Below are 24,228 nucleotides of genomic sequence, written 5' to 3'. Positions count from 1 at the left end.
ATAAATGAAAAAATTGAAGCTTATTCCACTTCAATGTTTTCAGCTTCTTCTTTACGAAGGCAAACATCATATCCTTTAATACTCATTTCGATAGGATCGCCTAAAGTAGCTACTTTTTTAATTTTAATTTCAGCTCCTTTAACAAAACCCATACCTAATAAGTGTCTTCTTAAACCTATATCCCCAGTTTCATGATATTTTACCAATTTAACTGTTTCCCCAGGTTTTGCATCTTTTAAGGTTTTCATCTTATCACCAAAATAAAACATTGATAATTTTTAGGCATGCTAAAAACTTGTTATTTAATAGTATGTATTAACAAGTATATAAATATTTAGTTATGACTAAAAATCGAAAAAATGACAATTAGAATAAATCCTAATCATCATCTTTTGAAGGAAATTTTGCACATTCAACAATAGGAATTGACTATCCAAATCCTGCTAACATCCCAACATTGTAGATTAAGAATGAAACAACATATGCAGTCACTAAAGTGATACCACACATAATCAATGCCCATCTGTAACTGTTGGTTTCTTGTTTAATTGCACCGATAGCTGCGAAACATGGAGTGTATAATAGAGTAAATGCCATGAATGAAAATGCTGATAATGGAGTGAAAGTATCATGTACTAAACCAGTAATACCATCTTCATCATCTTCTTCCATTCCTGCAAGAGTACCGAATGTTGCAACTACAACTTCTTTAGCAGCCAAACCTGCGATAATTGCTACGGCAGCTTGCCAAGTTCCGAATCCTAATGGTGCGAAAATTGGTGCAAGAACAGTACCAATCATACCTAAAAGACTCATTTGAGGATCTGTTCCTCCCCATGGGAAGATGTTTTGTAAAATCCATAATACGATGGAACAAGCAAGAATAATAGTACCTGCTTTTCTTAGGAATCCTTTTACTTTTTCCCAGGTATGTAATAATACACCTTTTAGGGAAGGCACTTTATAGGTTGGCAATTCCATTACAAATGGAGTTGATAAACCTTTAAACATTGTTCTTTTGAGAATAGCTGCAACAATAAGAGCCACAACAATACCCAATACATAAATTAAAACCAACATAAGCCCTTGATTTTCTGTGAAAAATGCTGCTATAAAAATACCGTAAATAGGCAATCTAGCAGTACAGGACATGAATGGAACGAGCATCATAGCAAGCATACGATCCCCTTCGTTTTCCATGGTTCTTGTTGCCATAATAGCAGGCACACCACAACCAAATCCTAAAATCATAGGGATGAAAGCTTTACCGTGAAGACCAACAATTTTGTGCATAATCTTATCTAAAGTAAATGCTGCTCTTGCCAAGTAACCACAATCTTCTAAAATACTTAAGAATAAGAACATTAGAATAATAATAGGCAAGAAAGTGAGCACACCACCTACTCCTCCAATGATACCATCACAGATGAATGATGAAAGCAGACCTTCACCAAGAACTTCGGCAACAGCACCAGCTATCATTCCAAACAATTCATCAATCATATCCTGGAAAGGAGCACCGATAGTAAATGTTAATTGGAACATTGCATACATGATAATAATAAATATAAATGGAGCTAAAAGCCTATTTGTAACAATCTTATCAATTTTATCGGTCATAGTTTCTTTTTCAACAGCCGGCTTTTTAACAGCCTCGGCCATCAAACCGTCGATAAATGCGTATCTTGCATTTGCAACAACTTCTTCAGCACCTTCATTATAAATAGTATGAAGGTGTCCTGCAACTTTATCAGTCTCAGCCATAATCTGAGAACTTTTTGGAGATCCTTGTACTTTTTGTATTACGATTGAATCTTTTTCCAATAACTTGATTGCAGTCCAAACAGAAGGAACATCCAATAAATTGCTATCTTGTTCGATTAATTTTTGAAGGTCACCCAAGTGTTCTTTTAATTCATCACCATAAGATAATTTAGCACTGCTATCTACCGGATTTGCGGCTGCCTTTTCAACAGCAGTTAATAACTCTTCAAAACCGTCTTTGGTTTTTGCATTAACTTCAACCACTGGGAATCCTAAAAGTTCACTCATTAATTCAATATCGATGATATGATCTTTTTTCTTAGCAAAATCATTCATATTAAGCGCCATTACAAGATTAGCACCTAATTCCATCATTTGAACTGTTAAATATAAATTACGTTCTAAATTAGCAGCGTCAACTACATTGATAATAACATCAGAATCATCATCTACAATGAAATCCCTAGAAACAATTTCTTCCATAGAATGAGCACTTAATGCATAATTACCAGGCAAATCAATAACATCATATTCGTAGCTTCCATGTTTGAAATGACCTTCTGCTCTTTCAACAGTTTTACCCGGCCAATTACCTACATGTTGCCTCATACCAGTTAATTGATTGAATACTGTAGTTTTACCCACGTTCGGGTTTCCTGCTAACCCTACAATTAATTCTGTCATTAACCATTCTCCCGTTTATTGACTTTAATGAATCATATTTTACCCTTAAAATATCATTCATTACCAAAAAAATTATTTTTAGTTTAAGATTATCCAAATAATAATAAAAATTAGGTTAACCTAAACATGATTTTATATTGAATTTTATGTTATTTAAATATTTAGGTGCACCTTAAATATGTAATATTTATATAATATTAATAACAATTGTTATATGATAATGATTCTCTATCTTGAAAATATGTTGAGGAAATTTAGGCATACCTAAATTTTTAGAAACATTTATATACTATTATCGCCTACTTTTATACAAGTGAGAAATAATTTAGGTACACCTAAATTTTTCACTTGAAAAACATACAATGATACAAAACATGTATCAGTCAATAAAAATACAATCTCCAAAAAAAATACATACTTTATATTAAATTAGCTTTCCACAATTTTCTAATTTAATATATCCGGAAAATTTATCTGCCAAAATTTTCCAAAAAACACGAATTGGTGTTTAACTCTCCTCAACTAAACACCAATCATCTCTCTTTTTTTAAAAAAAATCAATATCCTTCACCGTCATAGGTGTAGGGATCATCATAAATCTCTTCATCCCAGTAATTATACTCAAGATAATCATCCACTTCCTGGTTCAATCCCCAATTATGATTATCATAATATGTGTAAGGATCGAATGCTTTTAAAATGACCGTTTTGGTTTCTGTAGCTTTATCATACTTTGAATCGCCTTTGAATACTACTTTAACCCTATATTCGCCGACATCATATTTTTCTCGAATTTCACCATTATATGATTTGCATTTCCACACGTAATTGCCATTTTGGTCTGTGATTGTGTAGTTTATCTTGCCTGCTGATTTTATCGGCTTCCCATTGCCGTCGAATAATTTGATTACGATGATGCCTTTATTATTCAATGGATATTCATCGGTTGAAATCTTTACATTAACTTTCTGCTTTGCGCATACAGGGCTCAATAGCACAAAGCAAATTCCGATTATTGCTAAAATGATGATGATTTTTCTTTTCATGTTAATAAATTGTTACAAATATTATTTAAAGATTGACATATTATTAACAGGTGCCAAGAAAAGACTTGGACAATCTGATTTGGGGAAATTGGATATCTCCATGATGATTTATCACCCAGAATTTCAATGAAATCGCAGGAACCCAATAGAAGAAGATTTCGACTATTTTTTGAAATCAACTCCCTCAAATAACTTCAATTTTACCGAATTGCTTAAACAAAGTTTAAATATTCGTTCAAATAATTAATAGCCATGATAGAATTGGTTATAGCTTGTTTTATAGGTATATTAATTGGAACGACAACAGGAATGATACCCGGAATACATGTCAATACTGCCGGAGCAATATTGTTTGCATCATCAAGTTTCTTATTATCGCAGGTGTCTCCAGAGTTCCTTTGCGTACTGATGGTTTCAATGTCAATCGCACATGCGTTAATCGAATTTGTACCATCAATGCTTTTAGGAGTGCCACAGGAAGGAACAGCAACTTCAATTCTTCCCGGACATAGAATGGTTTTGCAAGGAAGATCAAAGGAAGTGATACGCATTGTTAGTGTAGGTGGCTTCGGAGCAATCATAGTTACCATAATATTGCTTCCCCTATTTGCAATCGCCCTGCCGTTTTTACATGATGTTTCCAAACCCTATACATGGATTATTTTACTTGTTGCATCAGTTTATTTAACTTATAAGCTAACAAACACCACAAGAGACTTTTTATGGTCTTCATTACTGTTTATACTCTCCGGAATTTTAGGTTGGATTATATTTCAAACACCTATTCCATCAGGAATCTCGTTGATGTGCACATTTTCAGGACTATTTGGAATAAGCACCATACTATTCAGCCTCAATGATTCATCAACCATCCCCCATCAAAACCCTTTTTATGAACTCAATATAGACTACAATAAATTCAAAAGCATTTTTGCTGGAGGAATAACCGGTGCAATTCTTGGCTTTTTGCCGGGTTTTGGACCCGCACAGGGAACCGTAATCGCTCAAGCAGTCAGCGGAACGAATGACAATAATGATGATGATACCGTCAATTTTCTACTTGCGACATCCGGATTAAACATTTCAGATTGCCTATTCTCATTAATAGCCATTTATATCATCGGAAATCCCCGAAGCGGCATTGCAGTCTATATGTCCTATTTGATCTCTGAAATGAGTTTAAATCATTTGGCAATCTTTATTTTTGCATCTTTAATTGCCGTTTCCATATCCTTGGTGGTGAGCCTGAAATTAGGTGATTCATTTTCCAGATTAATGAGCAGGTTTGATTATAAAAAGTTATCAATTGCAGTCATCTTACTTCAAATTGCAATACTGTACATATTTGTTTTCTATTATAAAGCCCCTATTGGATATATGACCTTAGCCTTAATCACTTCAACGGCTATGGGAATGTTGCCCCACTATATTGGCGTTGGCAAATCTCATTTGATGGGTGTTTTAATCATTCCTGCCATAGCAATCTATATGCAGATGTTCCTGTTTTAAAAAAAATAAGCTATATGATGATGACATCATCTGCTGTTTTTTGTGCTTTTTCAATGATTTCAGAAGTGTCTGCTCCCGGATAAGCATCAATTACGCACAAGTCAACATGACCAACATCCAAGTCTTCAAATGCTTCATTGTATATTTCAAACTTATCATCGATTCCGTTAATGTCCAGATTATATTTCAGGGCTTCAATCATTTCAGGATTAATATCATTGAATATTACCTTTTCAAATCCATATTTAATCAAATAGATGCCTAATGCTCCCAATCCACACATTCCATCAATAGCTATACCCTTTTTAACGGAATTATTGTCCAAATAGTTATGTAATCTGAGCAATTTTTCTTCGGTTGTCATGGCCACTTCAATGTGATGTTTAGATTGGTTTTTTACCAAAACGACCTTTTCGCCCAGTAGGGTCCTCATTACATTGATTTGCGTATCATCGCCTTCAAGTATTTCAAAATGATTAATTTCGGAATCCTTGTCTAATTGACCTGTTAAAACTTGAGGACTTCCTTTTAAAACGCATTTGACTTCCGGAACCTCATTAATTAATTTTAAGGCGACTTCATTTGTAAAATCAGGATGAAGCAAAATCAATGTTTTTTCTCCAATGAACTGAGGGTTCAGACTGCTATAATAAAATTCAGAAAGCGGAACCGGTGAATTGCGCCTAAGTGTAGCGGTTTGCGGAACTATTTCCGATTCAATCATTATTTTTAGAATATGGCTCATAACAATGTCAATTGGCCTTTTTCCACACACACATTTCATATATTCCCCATCAAGTTCATCGAAATCTATTAACTTTTCCAATGGAGTGAATTTTTTTATTTGGATATCTTGACAATTTTCACATTCTTTGAGCAATTCTATTTTTTCATCTATATTTATCATGAAAAAACCCCCACAACATGTAATATTTTATTAGTGATTCATATTTATAATTATGATGTAAAAAGTAATAAAAACTATATAAATTAGTATTACTAATCTCTAAGTGTAATCAAAATCGCCATTGGTGAAAAATATGAACAAAAAAGAGATTCTACCTCAATATGACATAGAAAAACAAAATTATTCCAACGAAGAAAAAATCCTTTTGGGAGAAATAAGAGAAAATCTGGTTGATTTAGCAATATCTTCAGGTGAAAATTTCCAGCCAAACGAAGACAAACTGCTAAAAGACATTAAAAACTTTTTAGTCAACAGGTTTTTCGAGATGGATAACAAGCCTAACGCCACAAATGAATATTTAGATACATTATCAGAGAAATTTCTCAGGGACATAATCGGATACGGAAAAATTGATTCGCTAATCCAGGATGATGAACTGGAGGAAATCATGATTAATGGAACAAACAAACCGGTTTTCATCTACCACAGAAAGTACGGCATGATGAAAACCAACATTCAGTACACGGATGAAAATGAATTAATGAATCTGATAGATTCGATTGCAAGACAGATCAACCGCAGAATTGATAAGGAAACACCCATTTTAGACGGAAGATTAACAAACGGATCTAGAATAAACGCCACAATCCCTCCGGCATCTGCTGACGGACCTTCCCTGACCATACGTAAATTCAAAAAAGACCCATTTACCATTATCGACTTAATAAATTCAAAAACAATATCTTGCGAATTAGCTGCATTTCTATGGGTATGTATCGACGGATTAGGGGTAAAATCGGCAAATGCAATAATTTCCGGAGGAACAAGTTCCGGAAAAACAACCACTTTAAATGCTCTTTCAGCCTTCATCAACCCTAAAGAAAGAATTATAACTATTGAAGATACACTGGAACTTCAAATACCCCATGAACATATAATAAGAATGGAAACTCGACCGGCAAATATTGAAAACAAAGGGGAGATTACAATGAATGACCTGGTTAAGAACTCCTTAAGGCAAAGGCCAGACAGGATAATCGTTGGGGAAGTTCGCGGAGAGGAAGCAATAACATTGTTTACTGCTTTAAATACAGGACATTCTGGTTTTGGTACATTGCATTCCAATGATGCTCGTGAAACAATCACCAGATTGACTAACGAACCCATGTCCGTGCCGAAAATTATGCTTCAGGCAATCGATTTTATAATAATGCAGAACAGAATATATACGCCGTCAGGAGTTTCCTACAGACGCATAAGCGAAGTTGCTGAGGTAGTGGGTACAGAAGAAGGGGTTGTGCAATTAAACAGATTATTCCAATGGAATCCGGAACTTGATAAAATCGAAAATGTCTCTGTAAGCAGCAAGACATTGAATCAGATTGCTAATTTAAGTGGAAATTCATTGAATGCCCTTCACCGTGAAATTAACAACAGGGAAGTGGTCTTGAAACATATGGCTGAACAGGGAATCCGTCGTGTTGATGAGGTAAACCCGGTTTTAGACCTATATTATAGGGAGCCTGAAAAAATTTTAAATCAGATTATTTAAGGTGATTACAATTCTAGAGAATTTTTTTATAACTGTTGGGGGAATCTGCATCTCCCTTATTAATTTTTTAAAGAGCCCCAATCAAAAATCTGAAAATGAAGCACCCTCTAAAGACTCTGCATATAGCATATTTGAAAAATTGAATTTAAAACCGGACACTTCCCTAAAACTTGAAAACGATAAATTGAATGAAATTCGAATTGTTCTAATGAGGCATATGTTGAATAAAGGATTTATCATATTATTAATAAGTTTAATGATGATTTCAACGTTATTTTTTAGTTTGGAGCTAATCGGAATTGTTGTTGTTTTGAATATTATGGTTTATGTATTCATATTATATTATCCTCAGATAAAGGAACAGAATAGCTATTCTGATTTGAATCAGGAACTGCCCTATGCATTAAGGCATATGGGTATTGAACTGAAATCCGGAAAGGGGCTTCATGACTCATTGATAACAATCAGAAATGGGAATTATGGGTCACTATCCAAGGAATTTAATCGCGTTTTGGAAGAGATTAAATTCGGCAAATCAACCGAAACATCATTACTTGAAATGTCACATAGGGTTAACTCCCCGCGCTTTTCAATAGCTATTCAGCAAATAATCAGCACATTGAGAGTTGGGGGAAATCTGTCCAACAGTCTGAATATAATCGCAAAGGACATAACATTCGATATGCAAATTAGCCTAAAAGAATATTCTCAAAAGTTAAATTCTTTTATATTGATTTATACATTCATTGCTATTTTAGCCCCAGTTATAAGTTTAGTGATGTTGATGGCCAGTTCTACAGTAATAGGTGATGTTGTATCTTCAAATCTGTTATTTACAATATATACATTATTTTTTCCAATGATTGTAGTGTTCATGGGAATATTAATTAAAAAGCTAGAACCTAAAATTTAGTTTAAAAAAAAAGAAAGTGAAAAGGAATTACTTGAAGAAAGTTTCAATTCCTTTTGATGCTAATAATCCAACAAATGCCCCTTGTTGATCCATGATAATATTACCTTTTGAATATTGGTCAAGGGCAGCGTTCACCATTGCAGATTTTTTAACAGGGTCTTTTGCAGAGTTTGCAGCTGCTTTAACAATCTCCATTACTGCATCTCCTCTATCAACACCTTTGCCCCAATCTTCTTCACGAATAATATCAATACCGCTAGCGTTTAAAGTTTTGCCATTTACTTCTAATGGAGCGGCGGCTGATAAAACAGCATCTAAACCTTTAACATTAATGGCTACAACAGAGTCAACTGAATAATTAGTACGGTATTCAACAATTTCTTTAGCATATTGCATTCCTTTAGAATTATCCGCATCCCAGAAAGCATCGTGAAGTAACAGTGCTGATCCTGCACCTTGCTCTTGGGCCTCTCTAGGTTCGGAGGCCGTTGGATGTGTCATGCCTCCCGGATAAACAGGAGTATAATTTTCAAGAGTACCATTATCTAAACTAACAATAAATGCCATATCACAAGCGCCCATTCCAGGCCTATCTTCACTTTCATCGATAGCACATACTAGAATATTTTTCTTTCCCTCTTCCAGATGTGCATCGTTTCCAATGAATAGTACACTAGCAACAATTGCAGCTAACGCTATTAAAACAACAATTATTATTGCAATAATCAGTTTTTTTGTCCTATCCATAATAATACCAACTATTATTTATTTATAAAATAATTTTTATTTTATTATACTTAAATATTATTAAATATTAATAGAGTATTACAAAAATAAATTAAAAATAAAAGAATTAATGACAATTACATCCAAAAAAGAAACACCAAATTTTCTGCAGTATGCCTTTTTCCTTTTTTGAATCTTTTTTATCAATTGTACAGCATTTTGGTTTATTCTCATTTTCCGCCATAAAATCACCAATTTAGATATAAATAGGGAAATTAAATATGGCGACCATATTTAATTTCTTGAGAGTAGTTATATGCTTGTTATCAAATTAGAAAGAGAGTGTAAACTAATTTAATAACAATCGGAGTGTAGTATTGTGGTTTTAACCAACAACATAAAGTAGTAATTCAAATTAGATTTTTAGGTAAACCTAATTTTTATCACTACATAATAATATTGTTGCAAGTACTTATAAATGTTTCTAAATTTTTAGGCAAACCTAATAAAAATTAAAGTGATATTGAAAAAATCATGAAAAAGAGATAAATAATGGTGTTTAATGAGGAGATTTAAACACCATACGTGTTTTTCGGAAAATTTGGCAGAATAATTTTCCGGCATTAAATTAGAAAATTGTGGAAAGCTAATTTAATACTATATCTATATTTTGGAGATTGTATTATTATTGACTAATATTTAAAGAATTATGTTATACTTAAGCCCAAAATTGTAAAGATTATATTACATTTGGGTTGTGAATACTTGTCAAATGCTCTCACTATGTTTTATAATATTATTGAAAACTAAATGTGATATTATGAATGACGAGAACATATTGAATGAAGTACACAGTACCTTTAATCATTCAAAGGCAACACGAACCTTGTACAAACAAGCGGTAAAGAAATACACTAACTTCTTTGGCATGTCAATGGGTGAATTAATTGAAGAAGCAGAAACAGAAGAAGACAGTGGTGTCAGGTGGAAAAGAAGAACAATAAAAAGAAGACTAATCAATTATAGGCAATACCTTCTTGAAAACCATTGCATAAATACTGTACTTACAATGATGAGGCCTATTTTGGTAATCTACAAATATTTCGAAATTGAAATTCACGAATTACCAAAATTAAACAGGAAACAAGCAATCAAACCAGAACCTATCCGTTTTAAGGATTTGCCTGACAAGGAAATAATCCGTGAAGCGGTGAACATTTCTGATCCTAAAATGAAAGCAATAATATTGGTCATGTGCTCCAGCGGATGTGCAAGGCGAGAAACATTGAACTTAACTATTCAGGATTATATTGATGCTTTAAAAGAATATACGAATAAAAAAGACATTTATGACATATTGGAAGATTTGGAAAATAATAGAGATATAATTCCAACTTTCAATGTTCGCAGACAAAAGACAGACAAGTATTATACTACATATTGTAGTCCTGAAGCGGTCTTGGCAATTAATAGCTATTTGTTAAGCAGAGAAGATGAACTGGAACCTACCAGTCCATTATTTAAAATTCATGAGAATTATCTGACAAGAATGTTTGAGAGAATCAATGATGATTTAAATTTAGGTAGGAAAGGTAGTTTCAATCGTTTCAGAAGCCACATGCTTAGAAAGTTCCATGCTTCAGCATTATACAATGACGGCATGAGCAGAGACAATGTAAATGACTTGCAGGGAAAAGCCAAAAACAAAACTGATGATGCATATTTCATGACCAACCCCGAAGATTTGAAATATGAATACGTCAGGCATTTACATGCTGTAACTATCAATAAGGATGTAGAGAAGTTATCCATCAAATCTCCGGAATATATTAAAATGGAAAAAGAAAAAGACTATTATAAAAACAAGGTGGATACACTTAGTGGAAAAGTCGATTTCCTCATGGAACATGTTTTGGATGGAGAAATCGAATCTCCTTAAATTCAAAAGTGGAATTTATATTCCACTACTCTTTTTATTTTAACGTAAACACTCGCAAATAGCTTATTGTCTATAACTTTTTTTGAAATATTACTTACCAAATGCTCTCTTGGAAAATTCGCATATTTTTAATTAATATGATATATCAATAGGAGTCACATATTTCAGATGCTTTTTTTATAAAAAGTGTAAAATTGATAAATTAGGTGATGGTGGAGATCCTGGAAATGTGACTCCCTACTCATTTTTCATAAAGCTTTACATTTATTTAAATCACAAATTGGTAATTCACAAAAATGGAAAATGGTAATATGATACGGAAGAACAATAAAAACTTAATTGAATGGGTATATGAGAATATAGTTGACTTTACAGATGAGAATGACACCTCAACATTGACATGGAACAGCACACAAAAAGATGCCTTGAGATTTCTGCAGTCTATTCCTCAAAAGGAAAGAGTTCAGAAATACGGATTCTTTTCCAGCCGTTCACATTTTTTTCTTGTAGAATCCTTTGATGATATTAAGGAAGTTCTTGAAAGAGGATTCATCTCAGAGTTGACATGCAAAAAAATCTACCGGTGGAACTCAGAAGTCGAACGTGAAAATTGGAACATGACTGATGTTAGAGGAGTATTATATCCTGATGCTGCATTGGATGATGGAACAGAAGAAAAGTTTCTCTCCAACATGATGCTTAAATTATTAAATGCAGGCCTCCTTGAATCGGTCAATTCTGAAGAAGGGCATAAAAAGATGTTTATATTAACTGAAAAGGGCGAAGATGTATTTGGGGATATATTATAATTCCCCATTGTCCAAACTATTTTTACAATTAAATTCCTTTGAATAGATTTACATTAACGTCTGGGTATAGCTATTCAAATACTAATTTTAAAACCTTTGATATATATCCCGACTTTGAATCAGCTTTGTTTTTTAAATATTCTTTTGTTAATGTCAAATCCGATTCATTAAATTAATCAGATAACTTTAACATTAATTTAATGTTAGGGATTGTGAATATTTTAATAGCTATCATTTCATTTTTCACGCACAAAAATCATTTGAGATTTTATCATTTTGATTTTATACATTCTAGTTTTGTGACACGAAGTGGTTGTTTAGATGTTTAACAAAATCTCCAAAAATACTAGGGTCGAAAACATATTTTTTTGAAAAAAAATTAAACAATGTTCATTTAAATTCTATAGTAATCTTTAAATAGTTCAAATTGTAATGTAGTATTGCCCATCACAAAGTCAGTACAATTTTCCAGAGTGAAAGCAATTTTTCATGATGGAAACGATTTTTTGTGATGTAGTTAAACACGAGGTGAATATCGAAATAAAACAAGGAAAAAAAGATCAGCGTGAAATAAGGATTATAAAAAAAATATTTAATTGAATGACGAGTTAATATTTTTTACATAATCCTAGTGGGGTCAGTAAAGAAAATAGAAATATTAACAGAGCCAACCAACTATGTTGAAATTAATATTTTCCAAAACTTAACCCAAGTAAAAGTATAGTTCATAGAATATATAAACATTTGTACAATTTAAAAAGAAATGTTTATCTTATTTTACAATTTGGGCAAAGAAAGGAAAATCAACATTTATCTCTACTATTTTTATTTTATAATTTTCTGACCCTTATGACTGATGAAATTTTTAGATTGAAAATACAATCGATCCCAGCTGTTTATTTCAATAAGCAGCTGGTGAAAATAAATGGAGTCACAAATCATGAAGGGAATAAGAAATCGCATAACCCCAGAAGTAATTGTTCCAACTAACTTCCATGCACTGGAAGAGGCCATCAGTGAAATTACAGAATGTGAAAACATCACTGATGAAAAGGAATTCTTCGACTTATACCAAATCAGGATATTGAAACTGGAATGTTGAATGACATTAACATTAAAGGAGCCAATCAGCTATGTTGAGAAAAGAGATAAATGGAAAACAATATGTTTTAGTCCCTGAGGAAGCATGGGATGAAATAATTGACATATTCAAAATAATCAAACAAAAGGGTGAATAGAATGGATAGCTATTTGCCACATTGCGGAATTGCATATAATCAATTCGAAGACAACTACCATGGAATCCTAACTCACAATGGTGAGATTAAAGTTGCCAAAGGGGATGTTGAACACGAAATCATCTACATTGACGATGACGGTATCGTACTGGTGGATGGCGGTAAAAAAGCATATCAGACAACAATACACTCCAAGCTATTGTCAATGATTCAATATGCAAAGGCAGGAGATACTGCATTCATCAAATTCATAAAAGGTGAATCATATATTGTCGGATTCAGGAAAAACAAAAGGGATGATAAAAATGCAAGAGACAATTCTTGAAATGCAAAAGAACCTTGAAGAGGGATATTTTATTGCATTCATATCTGAAAATGAAAATCCATATTTCGTTGTGTTAAAATCAGATGAATTGAATTTCCCAGACAATAAAACAGTTGTTATTCGCAAAAAAAGGGGAAGAACTACAATAATTAACTTGAATTTAATTATTGAGGTTTGCATAAGGAGAGTTGGTCAGTATGCCTAAACCAGCAAGATTGTATCCAAAAGAAGAACCGATGGATCCAAATCCAAAAATGATTATTGTTGGAAGCGTTATGTTTGCCATAGCTATCGGATGGTTTGGAATTACAACCGCAAGCTTTGGAGTATTATAAAGGTGATAAGAATGGTAAAAGCGGAATTAATAGAAAATCCACAAGAAGCTGAAATTGTTACTGCTGTTGATAATGTCCCGGATGTTGATGTAGCTATTGAACAGTGGGACGCTTATCAAAAACTCTGTAAAGGGTTATTGAATGACAGTGACTATCAGGAAATAATTGTTAAAGAAAAAGATGAAGACGGAAACTACGTTAAAGTGAAAAGACACTTCAAGAAAAAGTCAGCATGGCAGAAGCTCTCAAGGGCATTCAATGTTGATACTGAAATTGTTGACCGTGACATTGAGAGAACCAAAATGGGCAGAATCAGAGAAGCATACTACTGTGTACGCGCAACCTTGCCTAATGGCAGAAGTGTAGAATCAGATGCGTTATGCTCCCGTTCTGAGAGAGGTAAAGACAAAGTGTCTGACCATACTATAATGAGCACTGCAAAGACACGTGCAACCAATCGTGCAATAGCTGAACTGATTGGAGCCGGTGAAGTGTCAGCAGAAGAAATGTCAGCAGAAAAGATTGTATCACAATCAAAATTTCTAAAAGAGGATAATTCCTCTTAAATAATTTTTTAGGAGACAAAAAATGAGTTTTGAAAATACTAGACAAACAATATTTACAGGAACAGAATTGGACTTTGAAGAAATCGTGGAAATCCCAGAAGGATATGAAAAAGCAGAATTAAGAGACTTTGAAGATGGAACACTCATCACCGGAAGGCCTGAAATGTCATCTGTCACATCCTACACTTTCGATGATGACGGTGAGGAAAAAACCGTCAACCGCTTTAAATTATTCATTTTCAAAGATGATGAAAAAATATACGTTGAAATAAACGTCAACCTCAAAAACGACGGCGACCTTCACAAAAACATCAGAAAAGGAAGTGTGCTCTTCGACTTCATCACTTCAATCTTAGAATTGGAAAATGCAGGTTCAGTTGGCAGATCCAATATCTTAAGAAACGTCAACCTTGCAGAATACCGTGAATTCGTAAACAACTTAGATGAAATGACAATACAGGTCAAAGAAAAGTCTGGAAGCTATGTATACTACAGTTTCATCGTACGTGACGTCCAAGTAAAATAAACGGAGTGTAGAAATGAGTAATGTAGCTGAATTACCGACAAAGGATACAATAACACTCATTATCAACAGGGATAATGTTGATAAGGTCACATATGTATTTAAAAACAGGTATGGTAATAAGATTGGAGAATACTTGAATAAATCTCCCGCTACATTATCTTCCCAAAGTAATGTCGCAAGACAGTTCAAGCAGATTGTAAATCCCAACGGTGAGATGAAACCGAGACAGGTCAACAATCAGTTTTCAGAACTGAAGCAATTGCTGCAGCTTCACTATGAAAATGAGCTCTCTGTTATCGAGCAGGAAATAGCTGACAAGAAACAGGCCGAGCAGGAAAAGGATTCCAATAAATTAAAGGAAGCTATTGTGAAGCTCAAATCATTGGATTGTCCATTGATTTATATCGGCAGTATTGTTGAATGGTTTACTGCAGGTGAGCGCAACAATATCCTTTATGCATTCACTGTATATGCCGGGCAAGTTATCTTGAAAAATCCTGTTTCAGTAATATGTCTTGGCGAGGCAAGCAGCGGCAAATCCCACATCCAGGAAACAGCTTTAAGACTGATTCCAAAAAGGTTTGTTGTCAATGAAAAAAAGATTACCGAAGCAGCACTCTTCAACCGTGCCAAAAAGGACAGGTACTTCTATGACGGCATGATTGTCAACTACGGCGATATGGGTGGAACCAATGACCATGAATTCATGGAGGAATCCAAAAACCTCATGAAGGAACTGCAGTCCGATGGATTTCTAAACAAGCCGTTAAACATTCCCGACGGTGAAGGTGGATGGGATGTAAAAGACTTGGAGCTTGAAGGTAGGCCGTGTCTGACATATACTACTGTACCTAATCATTATTTTGATGATCAGGAAATGAGTAGAAGCATTTTCATCACTCCAAGAATGGATAACCAGAAAATCTTCAACAGAAGAAAAAGTGCACTTGAATTCAAGCACGGCAAAAGCTATAGGATTTTAAAGCAATACGAAAAGGAAGCTGAACTGGTGCCGTATATGCTATTGCATCTAAAGGAGATATTTGAAAATACGGTAGTGATAAATCCTTATGTTCATTTTGTCATAGACTTTTTAAAAAACTCCGCTTTTTACAAAAGGGATTTTGACAAGTTCAACGGGTTACTCAAAACAATAACTGCCTTGAATTATTATAATCATAAAGTCTATGATGTTGACGGGAAAAAGGTGGTGCTGACAAATATAGCTGATGTGCAACTGTTCATGAGTCTGCTAAGGCCCTACAAGGAAAGCATATCAGCCAACCTTGCTCCTAAAGCCGTTGAGGTTTTAAATGATATCAGAAACAATATTGATGAGTGGAAGATAAGCAAGGACAGGGAAGTGCTGAACATGGGGATTACAACCAATGATTACTTCACACTTCAGAGTCTCGGACTGAGCAAGGCATCCTCCAGAAAATACATGTATGAACTGGCAGACAAGGGATTTCTACAGATTACTGACAGGTCAGGAAGATCCAATGTATATGATCTTGCAAAAAGTGAAGTGGAATCAATCAGCTATGATTTAAAGCACATGGATGATTCTGTATATGATGATATCTGCTATGAGATTGGGCAGTGGGTTGTAGACATTATGAAGGAAGATAAATTTATTGAGGGGTTAAGTATAATGAACTTTGATTCAGATATAAAAAAGCCAATATGGATTGGTAAAAAACCATAAAAACTGAAAAACCATGAAAACCAAAAAACTAAAAAAACCATGTAAACTTATAAAAACTTTTGTAAAAGTTTTTTTAAAAAATCGTTTATAATTGTTTTTAGGTTAATTGAAGGATTTTACTTTGGTTTTGGTGAGGTGGTTTACACAAAAAAACTGAGGTTGCGGAAATGTGTGGGGCATGTTTAAAAGTGGCCCCGCATACTCCAGCAAAATTTGGTTTTTTAAAAAATCATTTTCGTGAAACTTCCTTTAAATTATTCTTTTTGGATTTAAAGGATTTTAAGGTGTTTTTAAAAAAACCATTGAAAAAGTTTACAAAGGTTTTTATGGTTTTTTTGGTTTTTATAAAAATTGATTGTTATGAAATCTATTAAACAACAGATAATCGAAGCCAAAAAAGAAAAGACAGAAAGAGAGGAAGAATTGTGGTTTGTAGATTATTGCAACAACTGCAAAACAGGATTGGCTTCAGAACACGATATTCCCTGCCATCATCCATACTACTGCTGGCATGAAGGCGAAGCAGCTATTGTACAGGCAGCTATTGTTCGTATTGACGAGTTTAGAAGGCTGCATGGATACGTCACATCACAGATGTATTGGGAGTATAAAGAGTTAAGAAAAAGACAGCGTCAGTTGATTGGTAAAGGTAGAAGAAAATTGCTTAGGAGTTAAATAAATAACTATTAATCAACGATATTGTATTTACTAAAAGATTAATGTTTTTGAATACTTATGTATTATGCATAGATATTTTTATTTTAAACTAATTCTATAATTCCATTTTTTTCTTTAATAATATTCTCTGCCAACATATAATCAATTATATAATTAAATCTTTCTTTAATTTTTGAACCTGCAGATTTAAATCCTAAGTGTGTTGATGCAGATTTTATTAAGTTTGACCTACTTGATGAAAATTCTGTTTTTAATGTATTAATTATTGCTTTTGCTAATTCTTCTTCAGAAATACGATTAATATTTGGTTTTATTCTTTTCCTGACTTTCATAGTTTTAACATTGAAGCTAGTATCATAATAAAAATCATTGTAGCTATAAATTGTATCAACACGAGCTAAACAGAATTTAATATTTCTTTTAAATCGTTTATCAGCCCTTTGATTTCCAATTTTTTTAACAGTATCATAGATGTCATCAATATGTATCGGGCATTCACATTCAACTAAAGCTTTTAGGACAGCTTCATAGCTACGACCATATTTATTAAAATCAGTACAGTATTTATAATCTTCAAAATAATCATCAAATTGTTCATTAATTAAATCTTCATTTGTTTTAATTATTATTTCAGGTTCAAAATTTGATTCAACTGTTCTAGCAGCATCTTCATTATCCTTTTGTTTAATTGCATATTCAACAGCATCAAGTAATCTTTGCTTAGCAGATTTAGTTTGATGGAACCAATCAGTTGACCAAATCCTATAAAATTTCCATCCCAAATCTTCTAAAACACTTTGCCTTAGTCTGTCACGATCTCTTGCAGATTTTGATGAGTGATATGTTGCTCCATCACATTCAATAGCTAAAATATATCTGTTAGAATCTTCTTTATCAACAATTGCTAAATCTATTTTGTAACCTGCACATCCAACTTGTTTTTCAACTTGATATCCTTCATCAGTTAAAAAGTCATATACAGATTCTTCAAATGGTGAATCAAAGTCTTCTCCAGTGTGGTAATTTTCAGGTAATTCTCCTAATTCAGCATAATAAAGGAAAGTTTTCAGTGCTTCAACACCTCTAGGTGTTTTTTCATTAGTAACCATTTCTGAAGATTTAAAATTACTGAAAACAATACATTGCATTCTTGCTCTTGTTATTAATACATTTAATCTTCTCTCTCCACCATCTTTATTCAATGGTCCAAAGTTCATGGTCAATTTACCATTTGAATCTTTTCCATAACCCATACTTATTAAAATGATATCTCTTTCATCACCTTGTATGTTCTCAAGATTTTTAACAAAGAATCCTTCTTTTCCAGATTCATCAAAGTACTGTTCTAATTCTGGATGGTCTTTCAGTTTGTTTTCTAAAATATCTAAAATTGTATTTCTTTGTTTTATATTAAATGTAGCTACACCAATACTTCTTGAGTTTCCATATTTCCTAACAAGACCAAATAAGTATTCTATAAGGTTTTCTGCTTCTTTTATATTATTTGCTCCATATCCTCTTTGATATTCAGTGGTAGGATCATATTCAAATTTCAATCCTAAATCTTCATCATATATCATTGGAGATGGGAATACGTATAATTTATTATCATAGAATTCATTATTTGATACATTGATTAATGATTCGTGACGACTTCTATAATGCCATTTCAACATTTTAGTTTCAGTTGTATTTTTACATAGATGCAATATACTTTCAATATCTGTGGTGTAACTATCTTCATCTAGTTCATCAATGTCCAATTCTTTTTCAAAGAATGATGTTGGAGGTAATTGTTTTGTATCTCCCATAACCACATATTTTTTTGCTCTAAGAAATGCTCCAATTGAATCTTCAATTTTTACTTGACTTGCTTCATCAAAAATAACATAATCAAAATATGATTCAAAAGTTGAAGGATTTAAAAATTGAGCAATAGATATTGGACTCATCATGAAACAAGGTTTTATTGATGATACTGCATCAAAGGTTCTTGATAAAAGTTTTCTAATAGGCATTATTCTTCTTTTCTTAGTAAATTCATGTTTTAAAATACCTAAACTTGAATTTTGACTTACAAGAGTTAAAATATTTGGTCTATTATCGCTTAGTTTTTCTTTAACTCTGATTATATTAGATTTCATAATCTCTTCATCTAATTGTTTGAATTTTTCAATTTTTTCTTGATGAAGAGCATAATTAAAGTCATCCAAGATATTGTCTTCTGAAAACACTTTTCTCAAAGCAGTTCTAGCAAAATTATAATAGAAGGTATTAATGATTAAATCTGAGTTTATGTTATCTTTTTGAATAAGATTTATGATACCTTCAGTATTTTCATCTTTATATTCTTCACAATATTTAACAAATAATCTATAGTTATTTAAATCATCTATATTACTTAAAAAATCAGCCATATAGGTTTTGTACTCTGAAATATTAGTAATAGTATTATAATTAGAATCATTAGTTGATTCATCAAAACAATTTAATTCTTTATTGAGATAGAGTTTATTATTTAATTTATTATAAATAGAAATAATTTGATGTTTATTTTTCACTAACTGTGACATCAGGCCATTTAATTCATCAAAGTCAATTGTTTCAACTAATGTAACTGTAGTATCATTGAAAAATCCATCATGATAATATTCATTAAATTCATTTAAATTATTTAGTATAGCTATTAAATAATTTGTATTTGAATTGTAACTATCCCATCCTGTGTTAAAGTAATATGAACCTACATTATCACTATCACTTATTTTATTTAATAATTTATTTAATTCAATTAATTCTACCATTTTTTCTTTTATGGATTTTGGAGTGGTGATAATATTATATTTTTTAAATTCTAAACATATTTCATTTAACTGGGCAAAATAAGATAATAAGTTATTTGAATCAATTATAATTTCATTAACAGTTAAATTAGGTTCTTTAGAATAGTTTAAAATTTTATTTTTAATAATTTCTAACTCATTATGGGTTGGGATTAGTTTTTCTAAATCATCTATTAATTGTTGATCGGATATTTCATTAGTGTAATATTTATTGAAACTATTTTTTAGTATTGTGAATTCTTGATGTATTTGTATTAATTTTTCTAAATCATCAATTAATTCATCATCTTTTACTTCATAATCGTAATATGGGGTGAATTTATTTTTCAGTAAGTTATATTCTTCATTTGTTTTTATTAGTTTTTCCAAGTCGTTTATTATTTTATCTTCAGTGACGGCAACAGGATAGAAAGAATTAAATTCTTTTTTAAATTTTTTATAAGGAATATAAGTTTCTATTAATTCTTCTAAATCATTTATTATTTGATTATCATCGACAGGAATGACATAATATGAACTAAATTCGTTTTTAATAGTATTGAATTTGTTATTTGTTTCAATTAGTTCTTCTAAGTCAGCTATTATTTTGTCACTGGAAATTTCAGTTGAATAATATTCATTAAATTCATTATAGATGATGTTATACTCGTTATTTGTTTTAATTAATTCTTCTAAATCATTTATGAGCGCATCATCTTGTACTTCGTTATCATAATATGAGCTGAATTTATTTTTCAGTAAGTTATATTCTTCATTTGTTTTTATTAATTTTTCCAAGTCGTTTATTATTTGGTCATCAGGGGCGGAAATAGCATAATAAGAGTTAAATTCGTTTTTAATAGTATTGAATTTGTTATTTGTTTCAATTAGTTCTTCTAAGTCAGCTATTATTTTGTCACTGGAAATTTCAGTTGAATAATATTCATTAAATTCATTATAGATGATGTTATACTCGTTATTTGTTTTAATTAATTCTTCTAAGTCGTTTATTATTTTATCGTCTTCGACAGCAACAGCGTAATAGGAATTAAATTCTTTTTTAATTTTTTTATAAGGGACGTTAGTTTTTATTAATTCTTCTAAATCATTAATTATTTTGTCATCTGATACTTCAAGAGGATAATATTTATTAAATTCTTTTTTTAATGTTTGATATTCATTATTTGTTTTTATCAGTTTTTCCAGGTCATTTATTATTTTATCGTCTTCGACAGCAACAGTATAATATGAAGTAAATTCTTTTTTAATTTTTTTATAATCTCCGTTAAAAGTTCTTTTTAAAAAAGAATCTTTTTTGTTTTTGAATTGATCTAGTTTTAAGTCTAGTTCTGGGTCGGTTAATGTTTCTTTTAGGTTGGAATTTTCTATGAATTCTTTTTGTGATTTGAAGTTGTTGAGTTTTGTAGTTAATTGTTCGTCATTAAGTGTTTCTTTTAGATTGGAATTATTTATGTATTCTTTTTTAGATTTGAAGTCGTTTAGTTTTTGTTCTAGTTCTGGGTCGGTTAATGTTTCTTTTAGGTTGGAATTTTCTATGAATTCTTTTTGTGATTTGAAGTTGTTGAGTTTTGTAGTTAATTGTTCGTCATTAAGTGTTTCTTTTAGATTGGAATTATTTATGTATTCTTTTTTAGATTTGAAGTCGTTTAGTTTTTGTTCTAGTTCTGGGTCGGTTAATGTTTCTTTTAGGTTGGAATTTTCTATGAATTCTTTTTGTGATTTGAAGTCATTTAGTTTTGTAGTTAATTGTTCATCATTAAGTGTTTCTTTTAGGTTAGAGTTTTCTATGAATTCTTTTTGTGATTTGAAGTCATTTAGTTTTGTAGTTAATTGTTCATCATTAAGTGTTTCTTTTAGGTTAGAGTTTTCTATGAATTCTTTTTGTGATTTGAAGTCATTTAGTTTTGTAGTTAATTGTTCATCATTAAGTGTTTCTTTTAGGTTAGAGTTTTCTATGAATTCTTTTTTAGATTTTAATTGTTCTACTTTTAAGTCTAATTCTGAATCTGTTAAAGTATTTTGTAAGTTAGAGTTTTCTATGAATTCTTTTTGTATTTTTAGTTGCTCTAGTTTTTGTTCTAGTTCTGAATCATTTAATGTTTCTTTTAGGTTGGAATTTTCTATGAATTGATTTTTAATATCAAGTTCATCTTTTAAGTGTTCCAAATCTTCATTATCAATAATATTAAAATCGATATTTGAAACAAATATCTTTTCCCATAATTCATTTATTTCATTATTAAAATTCTCTAAATCTAGATTAAATACATCTAAATTGATATTACTTGTCTTTTCTTGAAAAGTTTCAATATCATTAATTAGCTCATTAGGATTATCCTCTGATTTAATTAATTTAGAATTAGAATTTAATATATTTAGTTTATTAATTTTACTTTCAATATCCAAACTATCAAATTTATTTATTCCTGTCTTGTCATGAATTTTTTTTGTATTTTCCTCAAAATCATTTAGAGTATTAATTAATTCCTTTAGATTTAATTCTATTTCTTTAATGTCCATTGTGGAAATATCATATGGGTATGTGTCCCTCCATGCATTTTCAGAAATAGGTTTTACTAAATCATAATAAGATTTTATTTCATCTAGCTTTTTAATATATTCTCCACGTGTTTCAAGATCAAATGATGAAACATCAGTCAAATGAATATCAAATAATAATTGTTTATTTTTCTCAAGAATTTCTTTATTTTGAATATAATACCCTATTAATGTAAATGCGGATAATCCAGTATTTCCATAAATAGAATGCAATGTATTAATATACTCATTTAATTCTCTCTTTAAATAGTCTAACTCTTGAAAATTACGTTTATCTTTTAATTGGATATGTTCTAGTTCTAAAGTATTTTGTAATTCTTTTAACACTTCTTTTTTATTTGAATTTTTTCCATGTAATTCTAAACAACCCTCACCTAATCCAAGATAATCAAGTCTAGATTTTACAACATCAAGAGCAGCTTTTTTCTCACTAACAAATAATATTTTTTTATTCAATGCCATTAATTCTGCAATAATATTAACAATAGTTTGAGATTTACCAGTGCCTGGAGGACCTTCAACAACTAAATTTTTTCCATTTTTAATATCTTCTAATACTGCAAGTTGGGAAGAATCTGCATCAAGAACATTATAAATTTCTGTAGAATTAATCTTATCGAAATCATATTCAGTATCTTGTTCTGAATCTATGGAATTAGCATTTTGTCCAGATAATCCATTTACACAAGAATTGCCTATGTTATGCCAATTTTTTGAATCTAAATCTTTGAACATGACAAATTTCTTAAAACTAAAATTAGATATAAATATGTCTTTTGTTATCCTCCAATCTTTTTTTGGAGTAATTGCTTTTTCAATACTTTTCAAGTAATTAATTAAGTCATATTCGCTTTCTAATTCATCAAATTCTTCAATATCAATATTTTGATCTTTTAATTTGTATATCAATGATAAATTTGAACGAACTTCATCTCCGGTCCAATATATGGTATATGGACTTGAAACTTTTTCTTTAACAATAGTCATAGGAACTAAAATAATGGGTGCAGAACGAAAAGCTTCTGAAGTATCATCTTCTTTCCACTCTAAAAAACCTAAAGCTAAAAATAAATTGTTATATCCTTGTTCTTCAAGATTTGTTTTGTTTTCACGATATAAATAATTTAATTTTTTTCTTAATTCATCTTTAGTATAATCAGTTTGAAGAAATTTATCTAAATGACTTTCTTTTATCTCAGCATTTGGATCCCAAGTATTGTCATTTAGATTAAGAGGATTAATTTTTAAATATCCATCTAAATTATTTTTATCGTATTCCGGTTCTGGTTCAGGTTCACTTTCTAAATTTTCTTTAGAGTAAAATTTCATTTTTGTTTCTTTTAAAACAATTAGGTTATATAAAGAAACAATATCTTCATCAACAATTTCAATGGATTTTTTACGTGGTTTAAAGTTTAATAAATTGTTTCTTAAGCTCATATCTAAGAGGTTATCTCGTAATAATTCAATATCCTTAAAATCAAAATTTTTAATATTTTCCATTTTAACCCTCTATGAAACTTAATATCAATTTAATATCATTATTATATATGTGTGTTTAAATTCCTATTTAACATTAGTGAATTTTATTTTTTGATAAT

19 protein-coding genes are annotated in these 24,228 nt (G+C 31.1%); 13 read left to right on the top strand and 6 right to left on the bottom strand.

Features of this window, described 5'->3' with window-relative positions:
• Positions 1-20: 20 nt before the first annotated feature.
• The 3 genes from TL18_RS01985 to TL18_RS01975 all read right to left on the bottom strand — a co-directional run bounded on the left by TL18_RS01985 (position 21) and on the right by TL18_RS01975 (position 3,494).
• Positions 21-248 carry a FeoA family protein gene (locus TL18_RS01985; RefSeq protein WP_067040577.1) on the bottom strand — a complete coding sequence of 76 codons (228 nt, stop codon included), beginning with the start codon at positions 246-248 and terminating at the stop codon, positions 21-23.
• 181 nt (positions 249-429) lie between these two features.
• Positions 430-2,448, bottom strand: a complete 2,019-nt coding sequence (gene feoB / locus TL18_RS01980) for a ferrous iron transport protein B (RefSeq protein WP_067040575.1) — start codon at positions 2,446-2,448, stop codon at positions 430-432.
• 557 nt (positions 2,449-3,005) lie between these two features.
• Complete coding sequence (locus TL18_RS01975; RefSeq protein ID WP_067040573.1) at positions 3,006-3,494, bottom strand: hypothetical protein; 489 nt, start codon at positions 3,492-3,494, stop codon at positions 3,006-3,008.
• A gap of 252 nt (positions 3,495-3,746) precedes the next feature.
• Between TL18_RS01975 and TL18_RS01970 the strand changes: the two genes are divergently transcribed.
• Positions 3,747-5,003: a tripartite tricarboxylate transporter permease gene (locus tag TL18_RS01970; protein WP_067040570.1), complete on the top strand. Its 1,257-nt coding sequence runs from the start codon at positions 3,747-3,749 to the stop codon at positions 5,001-5,003.
• A gap of 10 nt (positions 5,004-5,013) precedes the next feature.
• Here the strand turns inward: TL18_RS01970 and TL18_RS01965 are convergent, their stop codons facing one another.
• The gene (locus TL18_RS01965) at positions 5,014-5,910 is read right to left on the bottom strand and encodes a 50S ribosomal protein L11 methyltransferase (RefSeq protein WP_067040567.1); all 897 of its coding nucleotides are present in this window, start codon (positions 5,908-5,910) and stop codon (positions 5,014-5,016) included.
• Positions 5,911-6,043: 133 nt separating this feature from the next.
• On the opposite strand from TL18_RS01965, the gene TL18_RS01960 reads away from it, so the two are divergent.
• Both TL18_RS01960 and TL18_RS01955 read left to right on the top strand, forming a co-directional pair.
• Positions 6,044-7,462 (top strand): CpaF family protein, encoded by a 1,419-nt coding sequence (locus TL18_RS01960; RefSeq protein ID WP_067040559.1) that lies wholly within the window; start codon positions 6,044-6,046, stop codon positions 7,460-7,462.
• 139 nt (positions 7,463-7,601) lie between these two features.
• Positions 7,602-8,375, top strand: a complete 774-nt coding sequence (locus TL18_RS01955) for a type II secretion system F family protein (protein WP_231483634.1) — start codon at positions 7,602-7,604, stop codon at positions 8,373-8,375.
• Between the two features lie 27 nt (positions 8,376-8,402).
• Here TL18_RS01955 and TL18_RS01950 read toward each other — a convergent pair whose 3' ends face one another.
• The gene (locus TL18_RS01950; RefSeq protein ID WP_067040558.1) at positions 8,403-9,122 is read right to left on the bottom strand and encodes a DUF4012 domain-containing protein; all 720 of its coding nucleotides are present in this window, start codon (positions 9,120-9,122) and stop codon (positions 8,403-8,405) included.
• A gap of 799 nt (positions 9,123-9,921) precedes the next feature.
• On the opposite strand from TL18_RS01950, the gene TL18_RS01945 reads away from it, so the two are divergent.
• The 10 genes from TL18_RS01945 (at position 9,922) to TL18_RS01905 (ending at position 17,222) form a co-directional block, all read left to right on the top strand.
• Positions 9,922-11,040: a site-specific integrase gene (locus TL18_RS01945; protein ID WP_067040551.1), complete on the top strand. Its 1,119-nt coding sequence runs from the start codon at positions 9,922-9,924 to the stop codon at positions 11,038-11,040.
• Positions 11,041-11,351: 311 nt separating this feature from the next.
• Complete coding sequence (locus TL18_RS01940) at positions 11,352-11,849, top strand: hypothetical protein (RefSeq protein ID WP_156064508.1); 498 nt, start codon at positions 11,352-11,354, stop codon at positions 11,847-11,849.
• A gap of 940 nt (positions 11,850-12,789) precedes the next feature.
• Positions 12,790-12,951: a hypothetical protein gene (locus TL18_RS10915; protein WP_156064505.1), complete on the top strand. Its 162-nt coding sequence runs from the start codon at positions 12,790-12,792 to the stop codon at positions 12,949-12,951.
• Between the two features lie 137 nt (positions 12,952-13,088).
• Entirely contained in the window at positions 13,089-13,412 is a 324-nt protein-coding gene (locus tag TL18_RS01935) for a hypothetical protein (RefSeq protein ID WP_067040547.1), read from the top strand.
• Positions 13,393-13,617 carry a hypothetical protein gene (locus TL18_RS01930; protein WP_156064502.1) on the top strand — a complete coding sequence of 75 codons (225 nt, stop codon included), beginning with the start codon at positions 13,393-13,395 and terminating at the stop codon, positions 13,615-13,617. Before TL18_RS01935 ends, TL18_RS01930 begins: the two co-directional genes overlap by 20 nt.
• On the top strand, positions 13,610-13,747 hold the full coding sequence (locus TL18_RS10910) for a hypothetical protein (RefSeq protein WP_156064499.1): 138 nt from the start codon (positions 13,610-13,612) through the stop codon (positions 13,745-13,747). The genes TL18_RS01930 and TL18_RS10910 overlap by 8 nt, the downstream gene beginning before the upstream one ends.
• 11 nt (positions 13,748-13,758) lie before the next feature.
• On the top strand, positions 13,759-14,313 hold the full coding sequence (locus TL18_RS01925) for a hypothetical protein (RefSeq protein WP_067040543.1): 555 nt from the start codon (positions 13,759-13,761) through the stop codon (positions 14,311-14,313).
• A 22-nt stretch (positions 14,314-14,335) separates the two neighbouring features.
• The gene (locus TL18_RS01920; RefSeq protein WP_067040541.1) at positions 14,336-14,839 is read left to right on the top strand and encodes a hypothetical protein; all 504 of its coding nucleotides are present in this window, start codon (positions 14,336-14,338) and stop codon (positions 14,837-14,839) included.
• A 13-nt stretch (positions 14,840-14,852) separates the two neighbouring features.
• On the top strand, positions 14,853-16,547 hold the full coding sequence (locus TL18_RS01915; RefSeq protein ID WP_067040538.1) for a hypothetical protein: 1,695 nt from the start codon (positions 14,853-14,855) through the stop codon (positions 16,545-16,547).
• 360 nt (positions 16,548-16,907) lie between these two features.
• On the top strand, positions 16,908-17,222 hold the full coding sequence (locus TL18_RS01905; RefSeq protein ID WP_231483633.1) for a hypothetical protein: 315 nt from the start codon (positions 16,908-16,910) through the stop codon (positions 17,220-17,222).
• 86 nt (positions 17,223-17,308) lie between these two features.
• Here the strand turns inward: TL18_RS01905 and TL18_RS01900 are convergent, their stop codons facing one another.
• Positions 17,309-24,130, bottom strand: a complete 6,822-nt coding sequence (locus TL18_RS01900) for a DUF4011 domain-containing protein (protein ID WP_067040535.1) — start codon at positions 24,128-24,130, stop codon at positions 17,309-17,311.
• Positions 24,131-24,228: the final 98 nt, after the last annotated feature.

Origin of the sequence: Methanobrevibacter sp. YE315 (assembly GCF_001548675.1) — an archaeon.
Taxonomy (GTDB): Archaea; Methanobacteriota; Methanobacteria; order Methanobacteriales; family Methanobacteriaceae; genus Methanocatella.
The sequence above is the reverse complement of the archived record's forward strand: the minus strand, read 5'-3'. Positions and strand labels throughout refer to the sequence as shown.